At 72.7% G+C, this 17,993-nt stretch carries 17 protein-coding genes and 1 pseudogene; 6 read left to right on the top strand and 12 right to left on the bottom strand.

Annotated elements, in window-relative coordinates; translation table 11 throughout:
* Positions 1 to 45: 45 nt before the first annotated feature.
* A pseudogene (locus ACFRAR_RS25495) lies at positions 46 to 168 on the bottom strand (phosphohydrolase); the annotation flags it as partial.
* Positions 169 to 393: 225 nt separating this feature from the next.
* Positions 394 to 1,263: an SAM-dependent methyltransferase gene (locus ACFRAR_RS25490; RefSeq protein WP_380700502.1), complete on the bottom strand. Its 870-nt coding sequence runs from the start codon at positions 1,261 to 1,263 to the stop codon at positions 394 to 396.
* Positions 1,264 to 1,495: 232 nt separating this feature from the next.
* Between ACFRAR_RS25490 and ACFRAR_RS25485 the strand changes: the two genes are divergently transcribed.
* Positions 1,496 to 2,398 carry a polysaccharide deacetylase family protein gene (locus ACFRAR_RS25485; RefSeq protein ID WP_380700501.1) on the top strand — a complete coding sequence of 301 codons (903 nt, stop codon included), beginning with the start codon at positions 1,496 to 1,498 and terminating at the stop codon, positions 2,396 to 2,398.
* Between the two features lie 44 nt (positions 2,399 to 2,442).
* Here ACFRAR_RS25485 and ACFRAR_RS25480 read toward each other — a convergent pair whose 3' ends face one another.
* On the bottom strand, positions 2,443 to 3,261 hold the full coding sequence (locus ACFRAR_RS25480; RefSeq protein ID WP_380700500.1) for an SDR family NAD(P)-dependent oxidoreductase: 819 nt from the start codon (positions 3,259 to 3,261) through the stop codon (positions 2,443 to 2,445).
* 305 nt (positions 3,262 to 3,566) lie between these two features.
* Between ACFRAR_RS25480 and ACFRAR_RS25475 the strand changes: the two genes are divergently transcribed.
* The gene (locus ACFRAR_RS25475) at positions 3,567 to 4,436 is read left to right on the top strand and encodes a 3-hydroxybutyryl-CoA dehydrogenase (protein ID WP_380700499.1); all 870 of its coding nucleotides are present in this window, start codon (positions 3,567 to 3,569) and stop codon (positions 4,434 to 4,436) included.
* 103 nt (positions 4,437 to 4,539) lie between these two features.
* On the opposite strand, the gene ACFRAR_RS25470 is transcribed toward ACFRAR_RS25475, so the two are convergent.
* The 8 genes from ACFRAR_RS25470 to infC all read right to left on the bottom strand — a co-directional run bounded on the left by ACFRAR_RS25470 (position 4,540) and on the right by infC (position 13,260).
* A complete protein-coding gene (locus ACFRAR_RS25470) occupies positions 4,540 to 5,382 on the bottom strand; it encodes a chitosanase (RefSeq protein ID WP_380700498.1) in 843 nt (280 codons plus the stop codon).
* Positions 5,383 to 5,619: 237 nt separating this feature from the next.
* Positions 5,620 to 8,121, bottom strand: a complete 2,502-nt coding sequence (gene pheT, locus ACFRAR_RS25465; RefSeq protein ID WP_380700497.1) for a phenylalanine--tRNA ligase subunit beta — start codon at positions 8,119 to 8,121, stop codon at positions 5,620 to 5,622.
* Positions 8,121 to 9,242, bottom strand: coding sequence for a phenylalanine--tRNA ligase subunit alpha (gene pheS, locus ACFRAR_RS25460; protein ID WP_380700496.1), 1,122 nt, complete (start codon positions 9,240 to 9,242; stop codon positions 8,121 to 8,123). Before pheS ends, pheT begins: the two co-directional genes overlap by 1 nt.
* Before the next feature lie 228 nt (positions 9,243 to 9,470).
* On the bottom strand, positions 9,471 to 10,574 hold the full coding sequence (locus ACFRAR_RS25455; RefSeq protein ID WP_380700495.1) for an ATP-binding protein: 1,104 nt from the start codon (positions 10,572 to 10,574) through the stop codon (positions 9,471 to 9,473).
* Between the two features lie 117 nt (positions 10,575 to 10,691).
* Positions 10,692 to 11,558: a TrmH family RNA methyltransferase gene (locus ACFRAR_RS25450; protein ID WP_380700494.1), complete on the bottom strand. Its 867-nt coding sequence runs from the start codon at positions 11,556 to 11,558 to the stop codon at positions 10,692 to 10,694.
* 98 nt (positions 11,559 to 11,656) lie between these two features.
* Positions 11,657 to 12,052, bottom strand: coding sequence for a 50S ribosomal protein L20 (gene rplT, locus ACFRAR_RS25445; protein ID WP_030055649.1), 396 nt, complete (start codon positions 12,050 to 12,052; stop codon positions 11,657 to 11,659).
* Between the two features lie 109 nt (positions 12,053 to 12,161).
* Positions 12,162 to 12,356, bottom strand: a complete 195-nt coding sequence (rpmI, locus tag ACFRAR_RS25440) for a 50S ribosomal protein L35 (protein WP_045701618.1) — start codon at positions 12,354 to 12,356, stop codon at positions 12,162 to 12,164.
* A gap of 142 nt (positions 12,357 to 12,498) precedes the next feature.
* Positions 12,499 to 13,260 carry a translation initiation factor IF-3 gene (gene infC / locus ACFRAR_RS25435; RefSeq protein ID WP_380700525.1) on the bottom strand — a complete coding sequence of 254 codons (762 nt, stop codon included), beginning with the start codon at positions 13,258 to 13,260 and terminating at the stop codon, positions 12,499 to 12,501.
* Positions 13,261 to 13,706: 446 nt separating this feature from the next.
* On the opposite strand from infC, the gene ACFRAR_RS25430 reads away from it, so the two are divergent.
* The gene (locus ACFRAR_RS25430) at positions 13,707 to 14,084 is read left to right on the top strand and encodes a DUF1844 domain-containing protein (RefSeq protein WP_316520291.1); all 378 of its coding nucleotides are present in this window, start codon (positions 13,707 to 13,709) and stop codon (positions 14,082 to 14,084) included.
* A 91-nt stretch (positions 14,085 to 14,175) separates the two neighbouring features.
* Here the strand turns inward: ACFRAR_RS25430 and ACFRAR_RS25425 are convergent, their stop codons facing one another.
* A complete protein-coding gene (locus tag ACFRAR_RS25425; protein ID WP_380700493.1) occupies positions 14,176 to 14,949 on the bottom strand; it encodes an SseB family protein in 774 nt (257 codons plus the stop codon).
* A gap of 121 nt (positions 14,950 to 15,070) precedes the next feature.
* Between ACFRAR_RS25425 and ACFRAR_RS25420 the strand changes: the two genes are divergently transcribed.
* The 3 genes from ACFRAR_RS25420 (at position 15,071) to ACFRAR_RS25410 (ending at position 17,919) form a co-directional block, all read left to right on the top strand.
* Positions 15,071 to 16,294: an amino acid deaminase/aldolase gene (locus ACFRAR_RS25420; RefSeq protein ID WP_380700492.1), complete on the top strand. Its 1,224-nt coding sequence runs from the start codon at positions 15,071 to 15,073 to the stop codon at positions 16,292 to 16,294.
* A 58-nt stretch (positions 16,295 to 16,352) separates the two neighbouring features.
* The gene (locus ACFRAR_RS25415) at positions 16,353 to 16,763 is read left to right on the top strand and encodes a hypothetical protein (protein ID WP_380700491.1); all 411 of its coding nucleotides are present in this window, start codon (positions 16,353 to 16,355) and stop codon (positions 16,761 to 16,763) included.
* A 241-nt stretch (positions 16,764 to 17,004) separates the two neighbouring features.
* The gene (locus ACFRAR_RS25410) at positions 17,005 to 17,919 is read left to right on the top strand and encodes a lytic polysaccharide monooxygenase (protein WP_380700490.1); all 915 of its coding nucleotides are present in this window, start codon (positions 17,005 to 17,007) and stop codon (positions 17,917 to 17,919) included.
* The last annotated feature ends 74 nt before the right edge of the window (positions 17,920 to 17,993 follow it).

Here is a 17,993-nt window from a genome sequence, read left to right as displayed (position 1 = left end):
GACCAGCAGTTCCTCGACGGTGGTGCCGGGTTCGTCCCAGCTCGCGTGGCTGCGGGCGAAGCGGGCGAGGCGCTCGGGGACGCCGCGCGAGAGCAGCAGGGCGTGGCCGGCCGCCTCGTGCCGGGAGCCGGGCCCGGACAGCTCCTCGGGGTGGACGGTCTTGCCGATGTCGTGGGTGGCGGCGCCGTACCGGACGGCCTCGTGGTCGGTGGGCGACGAGCCGGGGCGGGGCGTCGAGGGCGCCCAGCAGCTCGGCGGCGTCGGGGGGCAGCGGCGGCAGGGTGGTGGTCACGCCGCAGGGTAGCCGCCGCGGTGAGGGATTGTCAGTGGGGTTCCGTAGGCTCCGAAGGCCGGTCCCGGCGCAGGAGGGGGGCGTCGGGACCGGCCGGGGTCTCAGTCCTTGAAGGCGACGCCGGCGTACGCCGAGACGTCCTGCCAGCCCTCGGGGAGCTCGGCGGTCCGGACGTGGCCCGCGGTGGGGCGCCAGAGCGGGAGCTGGACGAGCCCGGGGCCGACGAACTCCCAGTCGCCGAAGAAGGGTTCGACGCCGGCCCGGGAGCGCAGCACGAGCGGGGCGCTGGCGCTGCGGTAGATGCGGGTGCCCTCGGCGGCGCTCTCGCGGGAGGCGAAGTCGGGGCTGCCGTGGGAGAGGATCAGCGCGCTGCCCGGGGCCAGCGCGTCGCGCAGGGTGCGGACGATCCGCTGCGCGCCGTCCTCGTCGCGGATGAAGTGGAGGACGGCGACCAGCATCAGCGCGACCGGCTCGCCGAGGTCGACGGCTCCGGCCAACGCGGGGTGGGAGAGGATCGCGGCCGGGTCGCGCAGGTCGGCCTCGATCACCGAGGTGCGCCCGGCCGGGTGGCTCCCCAGCAGGGCGCGGGCGTGGGTGGCCACGATCGGGTCGTTGTCCACGTAGACCACCCGGGCGTCCGGGACGACCCGCTGGGCGACCTCGTTGGTGGAGCCGACCGCCGGGATGCCGGTGCCGATGTCGACGAACTGGCGCACGCCCCGGCTCGCCACGAACTCGACGGCCCGGCCGAGGAACTGGCGGTTGGTGCGGGCCAGCAGCGGCAGCGCGGGGTAGGCGGCTATCGCGGCCTGGGCGGCCCTGCGGTCGGCCTCGAAGTTGTCCTTGCCGCCGAGGTAGTAGTCGTACATCCGGGCGGTGTGCGGGACGCCGGTGTCCAGTTCGCCCGGCGGCTGCCAGTCGTCGGCTCTGGCCCAGTCCCAGTCCACGTCCGCGGTCCGGCCACCGGACATGCCGTCCTCGTACATCCTGTCCGCCCCCCATGCCCATGCGCGATGCCGGAAGAGTACGGCGATCGCCTGTCAACTCTCGGTGCGCGGCGATCGTATCCAAGGACACAGCGGGGAGACAGCGGAAGTTCAGGTTCACGCAACACTCCGGTGACGGAGTGTGTGCACGTCAAGAAAGCCGCGGACGACCGGCCCGGATCGCCCGCCGGGACCGTCCTCTCTATGCTGGCTGCCGATGACTGCCGACCGCCGCACCGTGCTGCGCGCCACCGCCCGACTCGCCGCCCTCGCCGCCACCAGCGGCCTGCTCGCCGCGTGCGGCACCGGCACGCCCCGCCGGGCCGACCCGGGGGCGTTCGCCGCGCACCCCGGCACGGTGGACCCCCAGCACACCACCGACCCGGCCTGGAGCGGCGGTGAGGGCCCGGCCTCCGCGGCGCCCGCCGCCCCGGCGGAGCCCCAGCCCGGCGGGGAGCCGGCCGTCGCCCAGCCCACCGCGCCGCCGGCCCCGCCCGCGCTGCCGCCGCTCGCGCCCGGTACCCCGGTCGAGGTCGCGTACGGCCCGCGCACCGGCAAGAACGTGGCGCTCACCGTCCACGGCAGCGGGGACCCGAAGCTGGCCACCGCCCTGCTGGAGGCCGCCGAGCAGCGCGGCGCCAAGCTGACCGTGATGGTCGTCGGCAGCTGGCTCGACCAGCAGCCGCAGATGGCCCGGCGGATCCTGGACGGCGGCCACGAGCTGGGCAACCACACCCAGAACCACCTCAACATCTCCGCGATGACGCCGGACCAGGCCCGTGCCGAGATCGCCCAGTGCGCGGAGCGCCTGCAGAGGCTCACCGGCTCGATCGGCCGCTGGTTCCGGCCCTCCGCCGCCCAGTACGCCACCCCGATAGTGCGCGAGCAGGCCAAGGCGGTCGGGTACGAGCACGTGCTGTCCTTCGACGTCGACCCGCGCGACTACAACGACCCCTCGGCCGCCGAGCTGCAGCGCCGGGTGCTGAACTCGGTGCGCGGCGGCTCGGTGGTGGCCCTGCACATGGGACACCAGTGCACGGTGGACGCACTGCCCGCCATCCTGGACGGTCTGGCGAAGGCGGGGCTCAAGCCGGTGACCGCCAGCCAGCTCTGCGCCTGACCGGCCCTTCGGGGTCAGTCGGCACGACGCGCCCGCCCGGGTGATCAGATCATCGGGTCGTCGTCCTTGTACGGGCGCAGCCGCAGCGTCCGGGCGTCCGCCGCGCGGATCGCGTCCGCCCGGTTGACCAGCTCCTCCAGGTCGTCCCGGCCCGCGTGGACGAACCGCCCGTGCAGCCCGTCGAAGCGGCCGCGGGCGGCGTCCACGGTGACCGCGACCATGTACGGGATGGACCCCCAGTCCTTGGTGTCCCGGAACATCGGCATCCCGGCGGTCATGTCGGTGGCCACCGCGCCCGGGCTGATGTCGAGCACGACGATGCCGTTGCGGGCCAGCGAGTCCGCCATGTTGTCGGACAGCTGGAGCAGCGCGCCCTTGGACGTGGCGTACGCGGTGTAGTTGCCTTCCGGGCGCAGCGCGAAGCCGGAGTTGAGGTTGACCACCCGGCCGCGCTTGCGGGCGACCATGCCCGGCAGCACGCAGCGCAGCAGGTTGTAGGGGCCGCGCAGGTTGGTCTCGATCACCTGCCACCACTGGTTGGCGTCGGTCTCCCAGAGCGGCACCTCGGCGCGGTCGACCAGGCCGGCGTTGTTGACCAGCAGGTCGATCGGCCCGAGGTCGCGCTCGACCACCCGGACCGCCTCGCGCACCGAGCCGGGGCGGGTGACGTCGGCGGTGACGGCGACGCCCCGGGAGCCGTGCCGGGCGCATTCCTTGAGGGTGTCGGTCAGCGTCTCGTGGGTGCGGCCGACCAGTCCGACGGCCATCCCCTCGGCTGCCAGGCCAATGGCGATCTCCCGGCCGATGCCCCGGCCGGCGCCGGTGACCAGGGCGGCCTGTCCTGCGAGCGATCCCGTCGACACCCTGTGCTCCCTTCGCGCCCCCGGCCCTGTCCACGGTCCGCCCCGGCCCGTCTGCGGCATTCTGTCCGCCGCCGGGCGGCGCCGGCCCCGGGCACACGGGTCGAGGCCGCTGCCTCACTCGTTCGGGCGAGGCCCCCAGGACGGGCCTCCCGCCCGGGGAGGGGGTGACCTACTGGCCAGTACGGAGTAGTAACGTCGTCGGGACGGTGTCCGGTGCACCCATTCCGGTACACCGGCCCGTTGACCAGCAGCTCGCTGGGCCACCAGTAGCTGGGCGACCCCCAGCACCACCGAAGGGCAACTGAGTGAGTGACATCGCGCGCGTCGGAGTGATCGGCTGCGGCCTGATGGGGTCGGGCATCGCCGAGGTCTTCGCCCGGGCCGGGCTGGACGTCCTGGTGTCGGAGGCCAGCGGTGAGGCGCTGGAGTTCGGCCGCACCCGGCTGACCAACTCCCTGGACACGGCGGTCAAGCGGGGCAAGCTGAGCCCCGAGGAGCGGGACGAGGCGCTGGCCCGGCTGTCCTTCACCGTGGAGCTGTCCGACTTCGCCGACCGCGACCTGGTGGTCGAGGCCGTCGCCGAGCGCGAGGACATCAAGGTCAAGATCTTCGAGACCCTGGACCGGGTGGTCGAGCGCCGCGACGCGATCCTGGCCTCCAACACCTCCTCGATCCCGATCGTGAAGCTGGCCGCCGCCACCAGCCGCCCGGAGCAGGTGATCGGCCTGCACTTCTTCAACCCGGCTCCGGTGCAGAAGCTGGTCGAGGTCATCCCGACCCTGACCACCTCGGCGACCACCACCGAGCGGGTCGAGGCCTTCGCCTCCCAGGTGCTCGACAAGGAGCCGATCCGCGCCCGCGACCGGGCCGGCTTCGTGGTGAACGCGCTGCTGGTGCCGTACCTGCTGTCCGCGGTGCGGATGTTCGAGTCGGGCGTGGCCACCGCCTCCGACATCGACAAGGGCATGGAGGCCGGCTGCGCCCACCCGATGGGCCCGCTGCGGCTGTGCGACCTGATCGGCCTGGACACCATCGTCTCGATCGCCGAGTCGATGTACGACGAGTACAAGGAGCCGCTGTACGCCGCTCCCCCGCTGCTCTCCCGGATGGTCGACGCGGGCCTGCTGGGCCGCAAGTCCGGCCGCGGCTTCTACGACTACACCGCGAGCGCCTGACGCCCGCGGCGGAGTCGGAACGGCGGAGTCGGAACGGCGGAGTCGGAACGGCGGGGCCCGGCGGCTGTGAACCAGTCGCCGGGCCCCGCTTATTGACGGCGCATCAGCTGTTGATGGCGTAGCTGTCGCCGTAGACCTTCCACTTCAGCGGCGGGTTGAGGTCGAAGTTCTTGGCGTTGAGGAAGACCAGCTGCTCGGTGTCGACCCGGCTGGTGTCGGAGTGGGCCTGCTCCTTCTTCATGACCACCTTGCGGGCGTCCAGGAAGGCCTTGAGGTAGGTGGCCTCGTCGCCGCCCTGGGCGGGGGTCTTGGCCTTCTTCATCGCGGCGGCGCGGATGCCGCCGAAGCTGTCCGAGCTGGTGCCCGGGCCGTGCATGACGATGGCGTCGTAGTAGGCGAACTGACCGAGCGCGCGCAGGCCGTCGCTCTTGGCCTGGTTGACGGCGGGGTTGAAGTACACCCGGTCGCGCTCGTCGTTCTGGGCCTGCTGGAAGACCGTGTCCGCGGCGGCGGTGACCCAGTCCTTCTCGAACGCGGAGCCGAGGCCGGCGTGCGACTCGGTGCCGTTGACCTTCTTCAGCGCCGGCAGGTACTTGGCCAGGATGTTGCCGGGCTTGAGGTCGGTGTAGTGCTGGACCAGCTCCAGCATGTCACCGGTGCCGGAACAGAAGCCGATGATGCCGGCGGTGTAGCCCCGGCCGTCCTTGATGTCCTCGATGTACTTGTACTGGGCCTTCCAGTCCAGCGACGAGTTCTCCGCGCTGGACACCAGCTGCATCGCGATGTCCTTCTTGTGCGGGTCGTCCAGCCCGGCCGCCTGGAGCCGGACGGCCCCGGCCGGCGACGGGGCGGCCTGGGCCGCCGAGGTGGCCGCGACGGTCAGCGGCGCGGCCACCAGAGCGGCGGCGAGGGCGATGCGGAGGGCACGACGGGGCTGAGGGCGCATGGGAGCTCCGATTCCTCGATGGGTTAGGAAACTTTCCTAACAAGAAGAAGGAAACGCCCTCGGCCGCACTCCCGCAAGGGTTTTGACAGAACCTCTTCAAGTGATCGGCGGAGCCCCGGGTCGGTACGGCAAGGAGACGGGCGACGGACTGAGGCACCGTCGAACCGGGAAACGGAAAGGGCCCCGCCCCGGACTCGTGGTCCGGGGCGGGGCCCTCGTCGTTCGGGCGCTGCCGGGTCAGGCGCCGCGCAGCACCGCGCCCGTACGGGCGACGGCCTCGGCGACGGCCGCCTCACGGGCCGCGGTGGCCTCGTCGGCGGTCAGCGTGCGGTCGACCGCGCGGAAGCGCAGGGCGTACGCCAGCGACTTCTTGCCCTCGCCGACCTGCTCGCCGGTGAACACGTCGAACAGCCGGATGGCCTCCAGCAGTTCGCCCGCGCCGGAGCGCAGCGCGGCCTCGACCTCGGCGGCCGGGACGGCGGTGTCGACGATCAGCGCGACGTCCTGGGTCGCCACCGGGAAACCGGAGACGGTCGGGCCGCTGACCCGCTCGGCGCCGTCGGCGGTGAGCAGGTCGATGTCGATCTCCATCGCGGCGGTACGGGCCGGCAGCCCGAGCGCCTTGACCACCCGCGGGTGCAGCTCGCCGGCGTGGCCGACCACCCGGTCGGTGCCGGCCACCAGCAGCTCGGCGCAGCGACCCGGGTGCCAGGGAGCCAGCTGGCCCTGGCGGACGGTCAGCTCGATGCCGGCCGCGCGGGCCACCGTGCGGGCCGCCTCGACGGCGTCCGCCCAGAAGGCCTGGGCGCCCTTGCCCCACCAGCCCGACGGCAGCCGCTCGCCCGCGAGGGCGACGGCGATCCGGCGCGGCTGGTCCGGCAGCGCGGCGTCCAGCTCGGCCAGCTCCTCGTCGCTGGGCCGGTGGTCGACGGCCGGACGCGGAGCCACGCTCAGCTCGTCCTTGGGCAGGAACACGGTGCCGGTCTCGAAGACCGCCAGGTCGGTGTTGCCCCGGCCGACGTTGCGGCGCAGCGCGCCGAGCAGGCCCGGCAGCAGCGTGGTGCGCAGCGCCGGCTCCTCGTCGTTCAGCGGGTTGACCAGCTTCACCGTGCGGCGGCGCCGGTCGTCCGACTCCAGGCCGAGCGCCTCGAAGGCGGCCTCGCCGAGGAACGGGTAGTTGTTGACCTCGACGTAGCCGGCCCCGGCCAGCGCGACGCCGATCCGGCGGTTCACCCGCTGGTCCTCGGTCAGGCCCTTGCCCGGAGGCACGTTGGGCATCCGGGCGGGGACGTTGTCGTAGCCCTCCAGCCGGATGACCTCCTCGGCGAGGTCGTACGGGTCGGTGAGGTCGGGGCGCCAGGTCGGCGGGGTGACCTCCAGGACGTCGGCGCCGGAGACCGAGCAGCCGATCTCCTGGAGGCGCCGGGTGACGGTCTCGCGGCCGTACACCGTGCCGGCCACCCGGTCGGGCAGGTCGGCGGCGATGGTGATGGTGCGCAGCGGGTGCGGCGCGGCGATGTCGGTGACCCCGGCCTCGGCGGTGCCGCCGGCGATCAGGACCAGCAGGTCGACGGCGCGCTGCGCGGCGGCGCGGGCGGCCTCCGGGTCGACGCCGCGCTCGAAGCGCTTGGACGCCTCGGAGGGCAGCTTGTGCCGCTTGGCGGTGCGGGCGATGGTGACCGCCTCGAAGTGCGCCGCCTCGATGATCACCTCGGTGGTGCCCGGACCGGCGGCCGGGTCGAGGATCTCGGTGGAGGCGCCGCCCATCACGCCGGCCAGGCCGATCGGGCCGCTGTTGTCGCAGATCAGCAGGTCCTCGGCGGAGAGCCTGCGCTCGACGCCGTCCAGGGTGGTGAGGGTCTCGCCCTGCTCCGCCCGGCGGACCGAGATCGGGCCGTTCACGCGCTGCTTGTCGTACGCGTGCAGCGGCTGGCCGACCTCCAGCATCACGTAGTTGGTGATGTCGACGGTCAGCGAGATCGGGCGGATGCCCGACTTCTGGAGCCGGCGCTGGAGCCAGATCGGCGACTTGGCGGTCGGGTCGAGGCCGATGACCGTACGGGCCACGAAGCGGTCGCAGCCGGTCGGGTCGTTGACCCTCACCAGGTAGCCGAAGGAGTTCGCCGGCGGCACGTCGAGCAGCGCCGGGTCGGCCAGCGGCAGCCCGTACGCGGCGGCGGCCTCCCGGGCCACGCCGCGCATGGACAGGCAGTAGCCGCGGTCCGGGGTGACGGCGATGTCGAGCACCTCGTCGACGAGCTGGAGCAGCTCGATGGCGTCGGTGCCGGCCTCGTACTCCGGCGGGAGCACGATGATGCCGTTGTGGTCGTCGCCCAGGCCCAGCTCGCGGGCGGAGCAGATCATGCCGGCCGAGGTGTGGCCGTAGGTCTTGCGGGCCGCGATCGGGAACGGGCCGGGCAGCACGGCGCCCGGAAGCACGACGACGACCTTGTCGCCGACGGCGAAGTTGGTCGCGCCGCAGACGATCTCCTGCGGCTCACCGGTGCCGTTGGCGTCGCCGACGTTGACGAAGCAGTGCCGGATCGGCTTCTTGAAGCCGGACAGCTCCTCGATGGAGAGCACCTCGCCGACCACCAGCGGGCCCTTGAGGTCCGCGCCGAGCTGCTCGACGGTCTCGACCTCCAGGCCGGCTCGGACCAGGCGCTCCGCCACGTCGCGACCGGTCTCGCCGGCCGGCAGGTCGACGTACTCGCGCAGCCAGGAAAGCGGGACGCGCATCAGATCTCCATCCCGAACGGGAGGGTGAAGCGGACGTCACCCTCGACCATGTCGCGCATGTCGGCGACGTTGTGACGATTCATCAGGATCCGCTCCAGGCCCAGGCCGAAGGCGAACCCGCTGTAGCGGTTGGGGTCGACACCGCAGGCGACCAGCACCCGCGGGTTGACCACGCCACAGCCACCGAGCTCGATCCAGCCCTCGGAGGAGCAGGTGCGGCACGGCCGGTCCGGGTTGCCGACGCTCTCGCCGCGGCACACGAAGCACTGGAGGTCGATCTCCGCGCTCGGCTCGGTGAACGGGAAGTACGACGGGCGCCAGCGCAGCTCCAGGCCACCGCCGATCAGCTTCTCGACCAGCACCTCGATGGTGCCCTTGAGGTCGGCGAAGGTGATGCCCTCGTCCACCGCGAGGCCCTCGACCTGGCGGAAGACCGGGGTGTGGGTGGCGTCCAGCTCGTCGGTCCGGTAGACCCGGCCGGGGCAGACCACGTAGACGGGGGGCTCGCGGTCGAGCATGGTGCGGGCCTGGACCGGGGAGGTCTGGGTGCGCAGCACCACGCCGGAGTCGGCGGAGCCGTCCGGGGCCTGGACGAAGAAGGTGTCCTGCATCGAGCGGGCCGGGTGGTCCGGGCCCAGGTTGAGGGCGTCGAAGTTCAGCCACTCGGCCTCGACCTCGGGGCCCTCGGCGACCTGGTAGCCCATCGCGACGAAGGTGTCCTCGATGCGCTCGGCCATGGTGGTCAGCGGGTGCCGGGCGCCGCGCGGAGCGCGGTCGTACGGCAGCGTGACGTCCACCGCCTCCTCGACCAGCACGCGGGCGTCCCGCTCCGCCTCCAGCTCGGCCTGCCGCTTGGCGAGGGCCTGGTTGACGGCCCCGCGGGCCTGGCCGATCAGCTTTCCTGCGGCCGCCTTGGCGTGCGGGGGCAGGGCGCCGATCTCGCGGTTGGCGAGCGACAGCGCGGAGCGGTCGCCGGTGTGGGCGACCTTGGCCTGCTTCAGCTCGTCCAGGGAGCCGGCGGCGGCGAAGGCGGCGATCGCCTCGTCGCGCGCCTGCTCCACCACCTCGGGCTTGAGGGCCTCGACCTCGACCGGGTCGTACGACTTGTTGGGTGCCGACATCTCTATCTTTCCCGTGCTCCTGCTCGTCCGTGCTCAAGGTCTTTGGGCCATCGCCAAAGGTCGAGTGTAGTCGCAGCGTGTAGCGCCGCTCGGCGCCGCTTCCCGGAGCCCGCCCCGGCGGCGCCCTCACGGCATGCCGTACTGATCGTTCATGCCACTCTCAGAGCATGCCGTACTGATCGTTCACGCCTCTTTCAGAGCATGCCGTGCTGATCGTTCATGCCTCTTTCAGAGCATGAAGTCGGGCACCCCGGCGGGCAGGATGAACCGGAACCGGGCGCCACCCCCGGGAGCCCGGTCGACGCGGATCGAGCCGCCGTGGGCCTCCACGATGCCCTTGACGATGTAGAGGCCGAGGCCGGTACCGCCGCGCTTGGAGCCGCGCCAGAAGCGGGTGAAGACGCGCGGCATCGAGTCCTCGGGGATGCCGGTGCCTTCGTCGCTCACGGTGACCGCCGTGCCTTCCACGATGCGGGGCGGGGTGCCGGAGCGCTCCCAGACGGGCGCCTCGACGACCTCCTTGGCGGGTGCCACCTCGATCGTGACAGTTCCCTCCCCGTGGCGCACCGCGTTTTCCAGCAGGTTGGCGAGCACCTGGTCGACCTTGTCCGGGTCGGCCCACAGCACGGTCAGCGGCTCGGCGATCCGGATGTCGAAGCGCTCCTCGGGGATGCCGGTGGCCACCTTGCGCTCGACGTGCCGGCGCACCGCCGCGGCCAGGTCCACCACCTGCTTGCGCAGCTCCAGCCGCCCGGCGTCGATCCGGGAGATGTCCAGCAGCTCGGCGATCAGCCGGGTGACCCGGTCGGCGTCGGCGTCCACCGTCTCCAGCATCAGCCGCTTCTGCCCGTCGGTGAACCGCTCCCACTTGGCCAGCAGCGTCGCCGTGAACCCCTTGACGCTCGTCAGCGGGGAGCGCAGTTCGTGCGCCACGGTGGCGATCAGCTCGGCGTGGCTGCGCTCGGTGCGGCGCCGGGCCTCGGTGCCGCGCAGGGCGATCACCAGGCGCTCCAGCGGCCCGCCCGGCACGGCGCGCACGTACGTGGCGGAGACCAGCACCTCGCGCCCGCCGGGCAGCAGCAGGTTGCGCTCCGGCTGGCGGGTGCGGATGGCCAGGCCGCCGTACGGGTCGGTCAGCTGCCACCAGCGGCGGCCGTCCAGGTCCTCCAGCGGGAGGACGTCCTCGACGGCGCTGCCGAGCGCGGCCTGCGGGAGCACGCCGGTGAGCCGGGCCGCGGCCCGGTTGAAGCAGACCACCCGGCCCAGCCCGTCGGCGACCACCAGCCCGTCCGGCAGGTCGTCCGGGTCGAGCTCGGGTCCGCTGCCGACCATGGGTTGCCTCCCCGATTACCCACCGTGCCGTTCCCCCCACAGAGGCAGACCCTAGCGTCTCCCAGGCGCCCGCAGTAGGGCTTGCAACGGGTGATCCCGGTGCGCCCCCGGAGAGGATCAGGCGTTCGAGCGGCAGCCACCGGGCGAGCGCTGGGCGCGGGCCGAGGCGTACAGGCAGACGGCCGCCGCGGTGGCCAGGTTGAGGCTCTCGGCGTGGCCGTGGATCGGGACGCGCACGACCTCGTCGGTCAGCGCGCGGGTCTCCTCCGGGAGCCCCCAGGCCTCGTTGCCGAACACCCATGCGCCCGGCGCGCCCAGGGTGCCCTCGTCCAGTTCCCGGTCCAGGTCGCGCTCCCCCGCACCGTCCGCGGCGAGCACCCGGACACCGGCCTCGCGCAGCTTGCCGACGGCCTCCTCGACCGGCACGCCGACCGCCACCGGCAGGTGGAACAGGCTGCCCACGGAGGCCCGGACGGCCTTCGGGTTGTAGAGGTCCACCGAGGCGTCGGTGAGCACCACGGCGTCCGCGCCGGCCGCGTCGGCGGTGCGCAGCACGGTCCCGGCGTTCCCCGGGTCACGCACGTGGGCGAGGACCGCGACCAGCTTGGGGCGGGCCTTGAGCACCTCGGCGAACGGGGTGTCGATGAAGCGGCAGAGCGCCACGATCCCCTGCGGGGTCACGGTGTCGCAGATGTCCGCGATCACCTCGTCGGTGGCGGTCAGCACGGACAGCCCCTCGGCCCGGGCGGCCTCGACGATCCCGGCGTGCCGCTCGGCGGCCTCCGGCGTCGCGTAGACCTCGACCACCGCGTGCTCGCCGGTTCCCGGCAGCCTGCCGAAGGCGACGGCCTCCCGGACGGCCTGCGGGCCCTCGGCCAGGAAGCGGCGCTCCTTGGTGCGCTGGTTGCGCTTGGCCAGTCGGCGGGCGGCGACGACGCGCGGCGAGCGCAGGGAGGTCAGCAGGGGGATCTCGGTGCTCGGCATGGTCTCGATCTCTGGAGGCGCTGGAGGAGGGGGTAAAGCAGGACCGGACCCGCAGGAGAGCCTGCGGGTCCGGTCAGAGCTCAACCGATCTCGGAAGATCAGGCGGCGTCCGCGGCGGCCTTCGGGGCGTTCACGTCGGCCGGCAGCGCCTTCTGGGCGACCTCGACCAGGGAGGCGAACGCACCCGGGTCGTTGACGGCCAGGTCGGCCAGCATCTTGCGGTCGATCTCGACGCTGGCGGCCTTCAGGCCCTGCACGAAGCGGTTGTAGGTGATGCCGTTGGCACGGGCCGCAGCGTTGATGCGCTGGATCCACAGCTGACGGAAGTCGCCCTTGCGCTTCTTGCGGTCGTTGAAGTTGTAGACCAGCGAGTGGGTGACCTGCTCCTTGGCCTTGCGGTACAGGCGCGAGCGCTGGCCACGGTAGCCGCTGGCGCGCTCCAGGATGACCCGGCGCTTCTTGTGGGCGTTGACTGCCCGCTTGACGCGTGCCACTTGATTACTCCTTGGATTGGACCACGGACTACTTCACGTGGTCCGTCATTCGAATGGGTCGGGAAGGATCAGCTGCCCCGCTCGCGGCTCGCGCCGGGCGGGAGGGCGATCACTTGCCGAGAAGCTTCTTGATCTTCTTGGCGTCAGCGGGGGCCAGCTCGATCGTCCCGGCCAGCTTGCGGGTCAGCGTCGAGGGCTTGTGCTCCAGGAGGTGGCGGCGGCCGGCGCGCTCGCGCAGCACCTTGCCAGAGCCACTGATCTTGAAGCGCTTGCTGGCGCCACTGTGCGTCTTCTGCTTCGGCATTTCGCCGTATCTCCTCGTCGGTCCCGTCCACGCCCGCGCGGCTGCTGCCACGCGGGCGCGAACTGGATGGATCTGCGGTGACCGGGCGGGTCGCCCCGTCACCCTGTGGGCCGGTCTCCCGGACCTCCTGGCCGGTGAAGGCTCAGGCGCCCTGGGAGGCGGCCGGCTGCTCGACCGGAGCGTCGGCCTCGACGGCCGGCGCCTCGGCCGGGGCGTCCTGCGCCTCGGTCTCGACGTCCTCGGTCACGACGTCGTCGACCTCGGTCTCGACGTCCTCGGTCACGATGTCGTCGAGCTCGTCCTCCGCAGCGGCGTCGGAGCCGACGGTGCGGCCCTGACGCTCGGCCTTGCGGGCGTCCGCGAGGGCGCGGGCCTCGGCCATCGCCTCGGTCTTCTTCTTGTGCGGACCAAGGACCATGATCATGTTGCGGCCGTCCTGCTTGGGCGACGACTCGACGAAGCCCAGGTCCTGGACGTCGTCGGCGAGCCGCTGGAGCAGACGGAAGCCCAGCTCGGGGCGGGACTGCTCACGACCACGGAACATGATCGTGATCTTGACCTTGTCGCCCTGCTTGAGGAACCGGACGACGTGACCCTTCTTGGTGTCATAGTCGTGCGGGTCGATCTTCGGCCGGAGCTTCATCTCCTTGATGACCGTGTGCGCCTGGTTCTTGCGCGCCTCACGGGCCTTCATGGCCGACTCGTACTTGAACTTGCCGTAGTCCATGAGCTTGCACACCGGCGGCCGGGCGGTCGCCGCGACCTCGACCAGGTCGAGGTCGTACTCCTGCGCGAGCTCCAGCGCCTTGGCAAGCGGCACGATGCCGACCTGCTCGCCGCTGGGACCGACGAGTCGCACCTCGGGGACGCGAATCCGGTCGTTGATGCGGGGCTCGGTGCTGATGGGGCCTCCTCGGTTGCACCTTCTGCGATGCGGCCGTCGGACGGCGGTCGCACGTAGTGGACTCGACCACTGGGCGGGGCTTCATTCGTGCTGCGCTGTCCGGTACGTACACCGCCACACGAAAAAAGCCCCGCTCGGTACAAGCGGGGCTCCACACAATCCGGGGGCGGCGCCCGGTGAGGGGCGCTGCGGCGACTCGGCGCCAAGGGCGCCCGTCGCGGACCGGGACCCGTCGACCGTGAGGTCGATCGGGTGGGAGACTTTCGCGGTTGCCCTCTCGGGCCTCCTCAGTGGAGCCTCCACTTGCTGGCCGAGTGCCCACGCGGGATCCCGGCCGGTCAGTCTCGAAGCTTACAGCGTCGGGGGGTCGAACGCTATTCCGGCTCGGCGTGGGGCCCCTTGTACGCTCCAGGTGTACCCACACGACACGATGGAACGAGCCCCCCTTGAGCAGCGAGCCCACCCAGAACCCCGGCGCGGACGACGACGCGATCGGCTTCGACGACCTCACGCGTGACATCGCCGAGGTCCCGGCCGTCGAGGTGATCACCACCGTCGCGGTGCACCTGATGAGTGCCGCCGCCGTCAAGTGCGGTCTCGCCGAGGGCGGCGAGAAGGACAAGGACCTGGACGAGGCCCGCAAGCTCATCACCGCGCTGGCCGGGCTGGTCACCGCCGGCGCCCCGGAGATCAGCAACTTCCACGCCGCGCCGCTGCGCGACGGACTGCGCTCGCTCCAGCTCGCCTTCCGCGAGGCCTCCATCGTCCCGGACGCCCCGGGCGCGGGCCCGGGCGAGAAGTTCACCGGGCCGGTCTACTCCTGAATCCTGCACCTACTCACATGAGTAGGTGCCAGGAAAGGGCCAGCCCACTGGTCAAGTGGGCTGGCCCTTTTCCGTGCTCCTACCGCTGTTCCTACCGCTTGTAGAGCGGCTCCCCCGGCAGCTCCGCGCCGGCCGGCAGCACCGCGAGGTCCAGCCCCCGGTCCAGCCGCACCCGCAGCAGCGGATCCGCCGCCACCGCCCGCCCGACCCGCTGCGCGGCCGCCTGGAGCCCCGCCTGGTCCAGCGCCGGGTCGAACACCACCGCGAGCACCCCGTCCGAGCCCTCCGAGGCCTCCAGCAGCCCGGTGACCACCTGCGGCTCGGCCGCCAGCAGCCCGCGCACCGCCTCGCGCACCTCCGGGTCCCGGGCCGGCGGCAGGAACGGGCGGTTCTCCGCGAGCGCCCGCAGCCGGGCACCGCTCAGCTGGAACGGCACCGGCCCGGCCGGGTCGACCAGCAGGGTGTCGGCGCGCTCCGAGAAGGCGACCATCGCGGCCTGCGGGGCCGCCGTCGGCGCCGGGCGGGCGTCGGCGCGCCAGCGGGCGAGCGACTCCAGCGACGTGAAGGCCGGCAGCGCGCGGCGCCCGTCCGGGGCCTCCAGCACCGGGACGGCCATGTCGCTGGTCTTCTCGTGCCGGTGCCCGTTCGCGTCCACCTCGACCTCGCCGAGGATCGCGACGATCGGGACCATCAGCCGGGTCGGGGTCAGCGCCGCCAGTACCTCCGGCTCGGCCGCGCGGTCCCGCGACCAGCGGGCGAGGGCCTCGGTGAGCGCCTGGTCGGCGGTGCCCTCGTCGTCGGAGAAGCCGGGATTCGGGATGCTCTTGCCGACGAACGCCGGGTTGGAGAAGTCTTTGCGGTCCACCCGCCCGACCCTATGCCACCGTGCCCGAGCGTCCCCATTTCCCTGCACGTTCCCCGTGTCCCTGCACGTTCCCCGCGCACGAGGCCTACCCACCGGTAGTGCGGTGTGGCACCCTGCGCCCATGGTGATCCTCGACGCGCCCGCGACCGCGCCCGCCCCGGTCTCCGACCGCCTCCGGTACGACCGCGCCACCGCCCACCTGGACGGCCCGGTGGCCGTCGTGGACCTCGCCGCGTTCGACGCGAACGCCGCCGACCTGGTGCGCCGGGCGGGCGGCAAGCCGATCCGGCTGGCCAGCAAGTCGGTCCGCTGCCGGGCGCTGCTGGACCGGGCGCTGGCCGTGGACGGCTTCCTCGGGGTGATGAGCTTCACCCTCGACGAGTCGCTCTGGCTGGCCCGCACCGGCGTCCGGGACGTCCTGCTCGCCTACCCGTCCGCCGACCGGGCCGGCTTCGCCGAGCTGACCGCCGACCCGGAGGCCGCCCGCGAGATCACCGTCGTCCTGGACGACCCGGCCCAGCTGGACCTGATCGACGCGGCCCGGGCCGGCGACGCCGAGGTGCGGGTCTGCCTGGAGCTGGACACCTCGCTGCACCTGCTCGGCGGCCGGGTCCGGGTCGGCGCCCGCCGCTCGCCGCTGCGCACCCCCGAGGAACTCGGCGCCTTCGCCGAACTCGTCCAGCGCCGCCGGGGCTTCCGGGTGGTCGGCCTGATGGCGTACGAGGGGCACGTCGCCGGGGTGGGCGACCGGGTGCCCGGACGGCCGGTGCGCTCGCGGCTGATCCGGCTGATGCAGGCCAAGGCCCGCACCGAACTGGCCGAGCGGCGCGCGGCGGCGGTCCGGCGGCTGCGGCAGGTGGCCGACCTGGAGTTCGTCAACGGCGGCGGCACCGGCAGCGTGGAGTCCACCGTGGCCGAGCGCGCCGTCACCGAGGTCGCCGCCGGCTCCGGGCTGTTCGTGCCGCAACTCTTCGACCACTACCGCTCGTTCCGGGGCCGACCGGCCGCGCTGTTCGGCCAGCCGGTGGTGCGCCGCCCCGGCCTCGGCGTGGTGACCGTGCTCGGCGGCGGCTACCCGGCCTCCGGCGCGGCCGGCCCGGACCGCTCGCCGGTGCCGTACCTGCCGGCCGGGCTGCGCTACGACCCGATGGAGGGCGCCGGGGAGGTGCAGACCCCGCTGCTCGGTCCGGCCGCGGACGACCTGCTGATCGGCGACCGGGTCTGGTTCCGGCACGCCAAGGCGGGCGAGCTGTGCGAACGCTTCGCCGAGCTGCACCTGATCGAGGGCGACCGTGTCGTCCGGACGGTGCCGACGTACCGGGGCGAGGGTAGGACGTTCCTCTGACGCTTCGCCCGTCGTTGCCCTACCGTGGTGCCGACACTGCGAACGCGAAGGGGGCGGCATGGACGCCGGGCTCGTACAGGAGATGGTGAGGTCCGGGGCGACCTCGGTGGCCGGTCTGATGGCCACGGCCGCCTGGAACCAGGCCAGTTCGCGGATCGCCCGGTTGTTCGGGCGCGGCGAGCGGGACGAGGAGGCGAGCGCCGAGCTGGAGGTGATCCGCGCCGAGGTGCTGGAGGCGGGCGGCGACGAGGAGGTCCTGGCCGACCAGGCGGCGGCCCTTCGCAACCGGCTGCGCGCGCTGTTCCGGGAGAACCCGCAGGCAGCCGAGGAACTCCGGGAGATCCTGGCGGAGTTCATGCCGAAGCCACCCCAACAGGTGGTCCACAACACCTACAACCAGACGATCAACAACGGGACCTACAGCGGGCCGGTGGTCATGGCGGGCAAGATCAACAACATGAACACCTGACCTTTCCGGAGCCTTAACAGGGCCCGATGGAACGGCTAACCCCAGCGTTCCGTCGGGCCTTTGCGCTGCTCGTGGGCCTACAGTCCGTCAACAAGCACAGTGCGCCCGACTATTGCCTTATGGTCCAGACCAATCCTACGCTCTGGCCCGGGGGCCGTGCGCCGGGCCGGCGGCTCCCGAACGGGCAGGCGTGTCCGTTCCCCCACACCCGCCCGGAACGACGGTCAAGGAGCCCCACCCCATGTCCATCAAGCGAAGTGCCCTGTCCGTCGGCGTGATCGGCGCCGCCGTCCTCGCGGTGGCCGGTGCCACCGCCGGCACCGCCAGCGCCCACGGCACGATGACCAACCCCGTGAGCCGCGTCGCCGCCTGCTACGCCGAGGGCCCCGAGCACCCGGTGTCCCAGGTCTGCAAGGACCTCGTCGCCGCGAGCGGCACCCAGCCGCTCTACGACTGGAACGAGGTCAACATCGCCAACGCCGCCGGCAACAGCCAGGCGCTGATCCCGGACGGCAAGCTCTGCTCGGCCAACCGCGACAAGTACGCGGCGCTGGACTGGCCGCGCGCCGACTGGCCGGCCACTGCGGTGAAGCCCGGTGCGTTCACCTTCCAGTTCCGCACCACCGCGCCGCACGTCGGCACCCAGACCGTCTACATCACCAAGGCGAGCTACGACCCCACCAAGCCGCTGAAGTGGTCGGACCTCGACCCGACCCCGGTGGCCCAGGTGCAGGTCGACCGCAACGCCGTCAACGGCTCCTACAGCTACTCCGGCACCCTGCCGCAGCGCACCGGCCGCCAGGTCCTGTACACGGTGTGGCAGCGCAGCGACAGCCCGGAGGCCTTCTACGCCTGCTCCGACGTCGACTTCGGCGCCAAGACCGCCGCCGTGTCGGCGCTCGCCGCCCAGGCTCCGGCCGCGCCCAGCGACGCCCAGATCGCGGCCGACGCCTCGAAGTCCACCGTCGCCCACCACGGCCACGGCGGGGACCCGGACTCCCCGGCCGGCCAGGTGATCCCGACCGCCTCGGCGGCCGTGGGCGGCACTTCCTCCACCGGCCCGCTGCTGCTCGCCGGCGCTGCCGCGATCAGCGTCGGCTGGGCCGGCATGGTGCTCCGGCGCCGTCGCGTCGAGGCTGTTCGACGCGACTCCTGACGCCGGGCGCGGGACCGGGCCGGCCACTCCCCCGTCCGGCCCGGTTCCCGTGACACGCGCGACCACGAGAAGGC

This window comes from Kitasatospora sp. NPDC056651 (genome assembly GCF_042792155.1).
In the GTDB taxonomy this organism is placed as follows: domain Bacteria; phylum Actinomycetota; class Actinomycetes; order Streptomycetales; family Streptomycetaceae; genus Kitasatospora.
The sequence above is the reverse complement of the archived record's forward strand: the minus strand, read 5'-3'. Positions and strand labels throughout refer to the sequence as shown.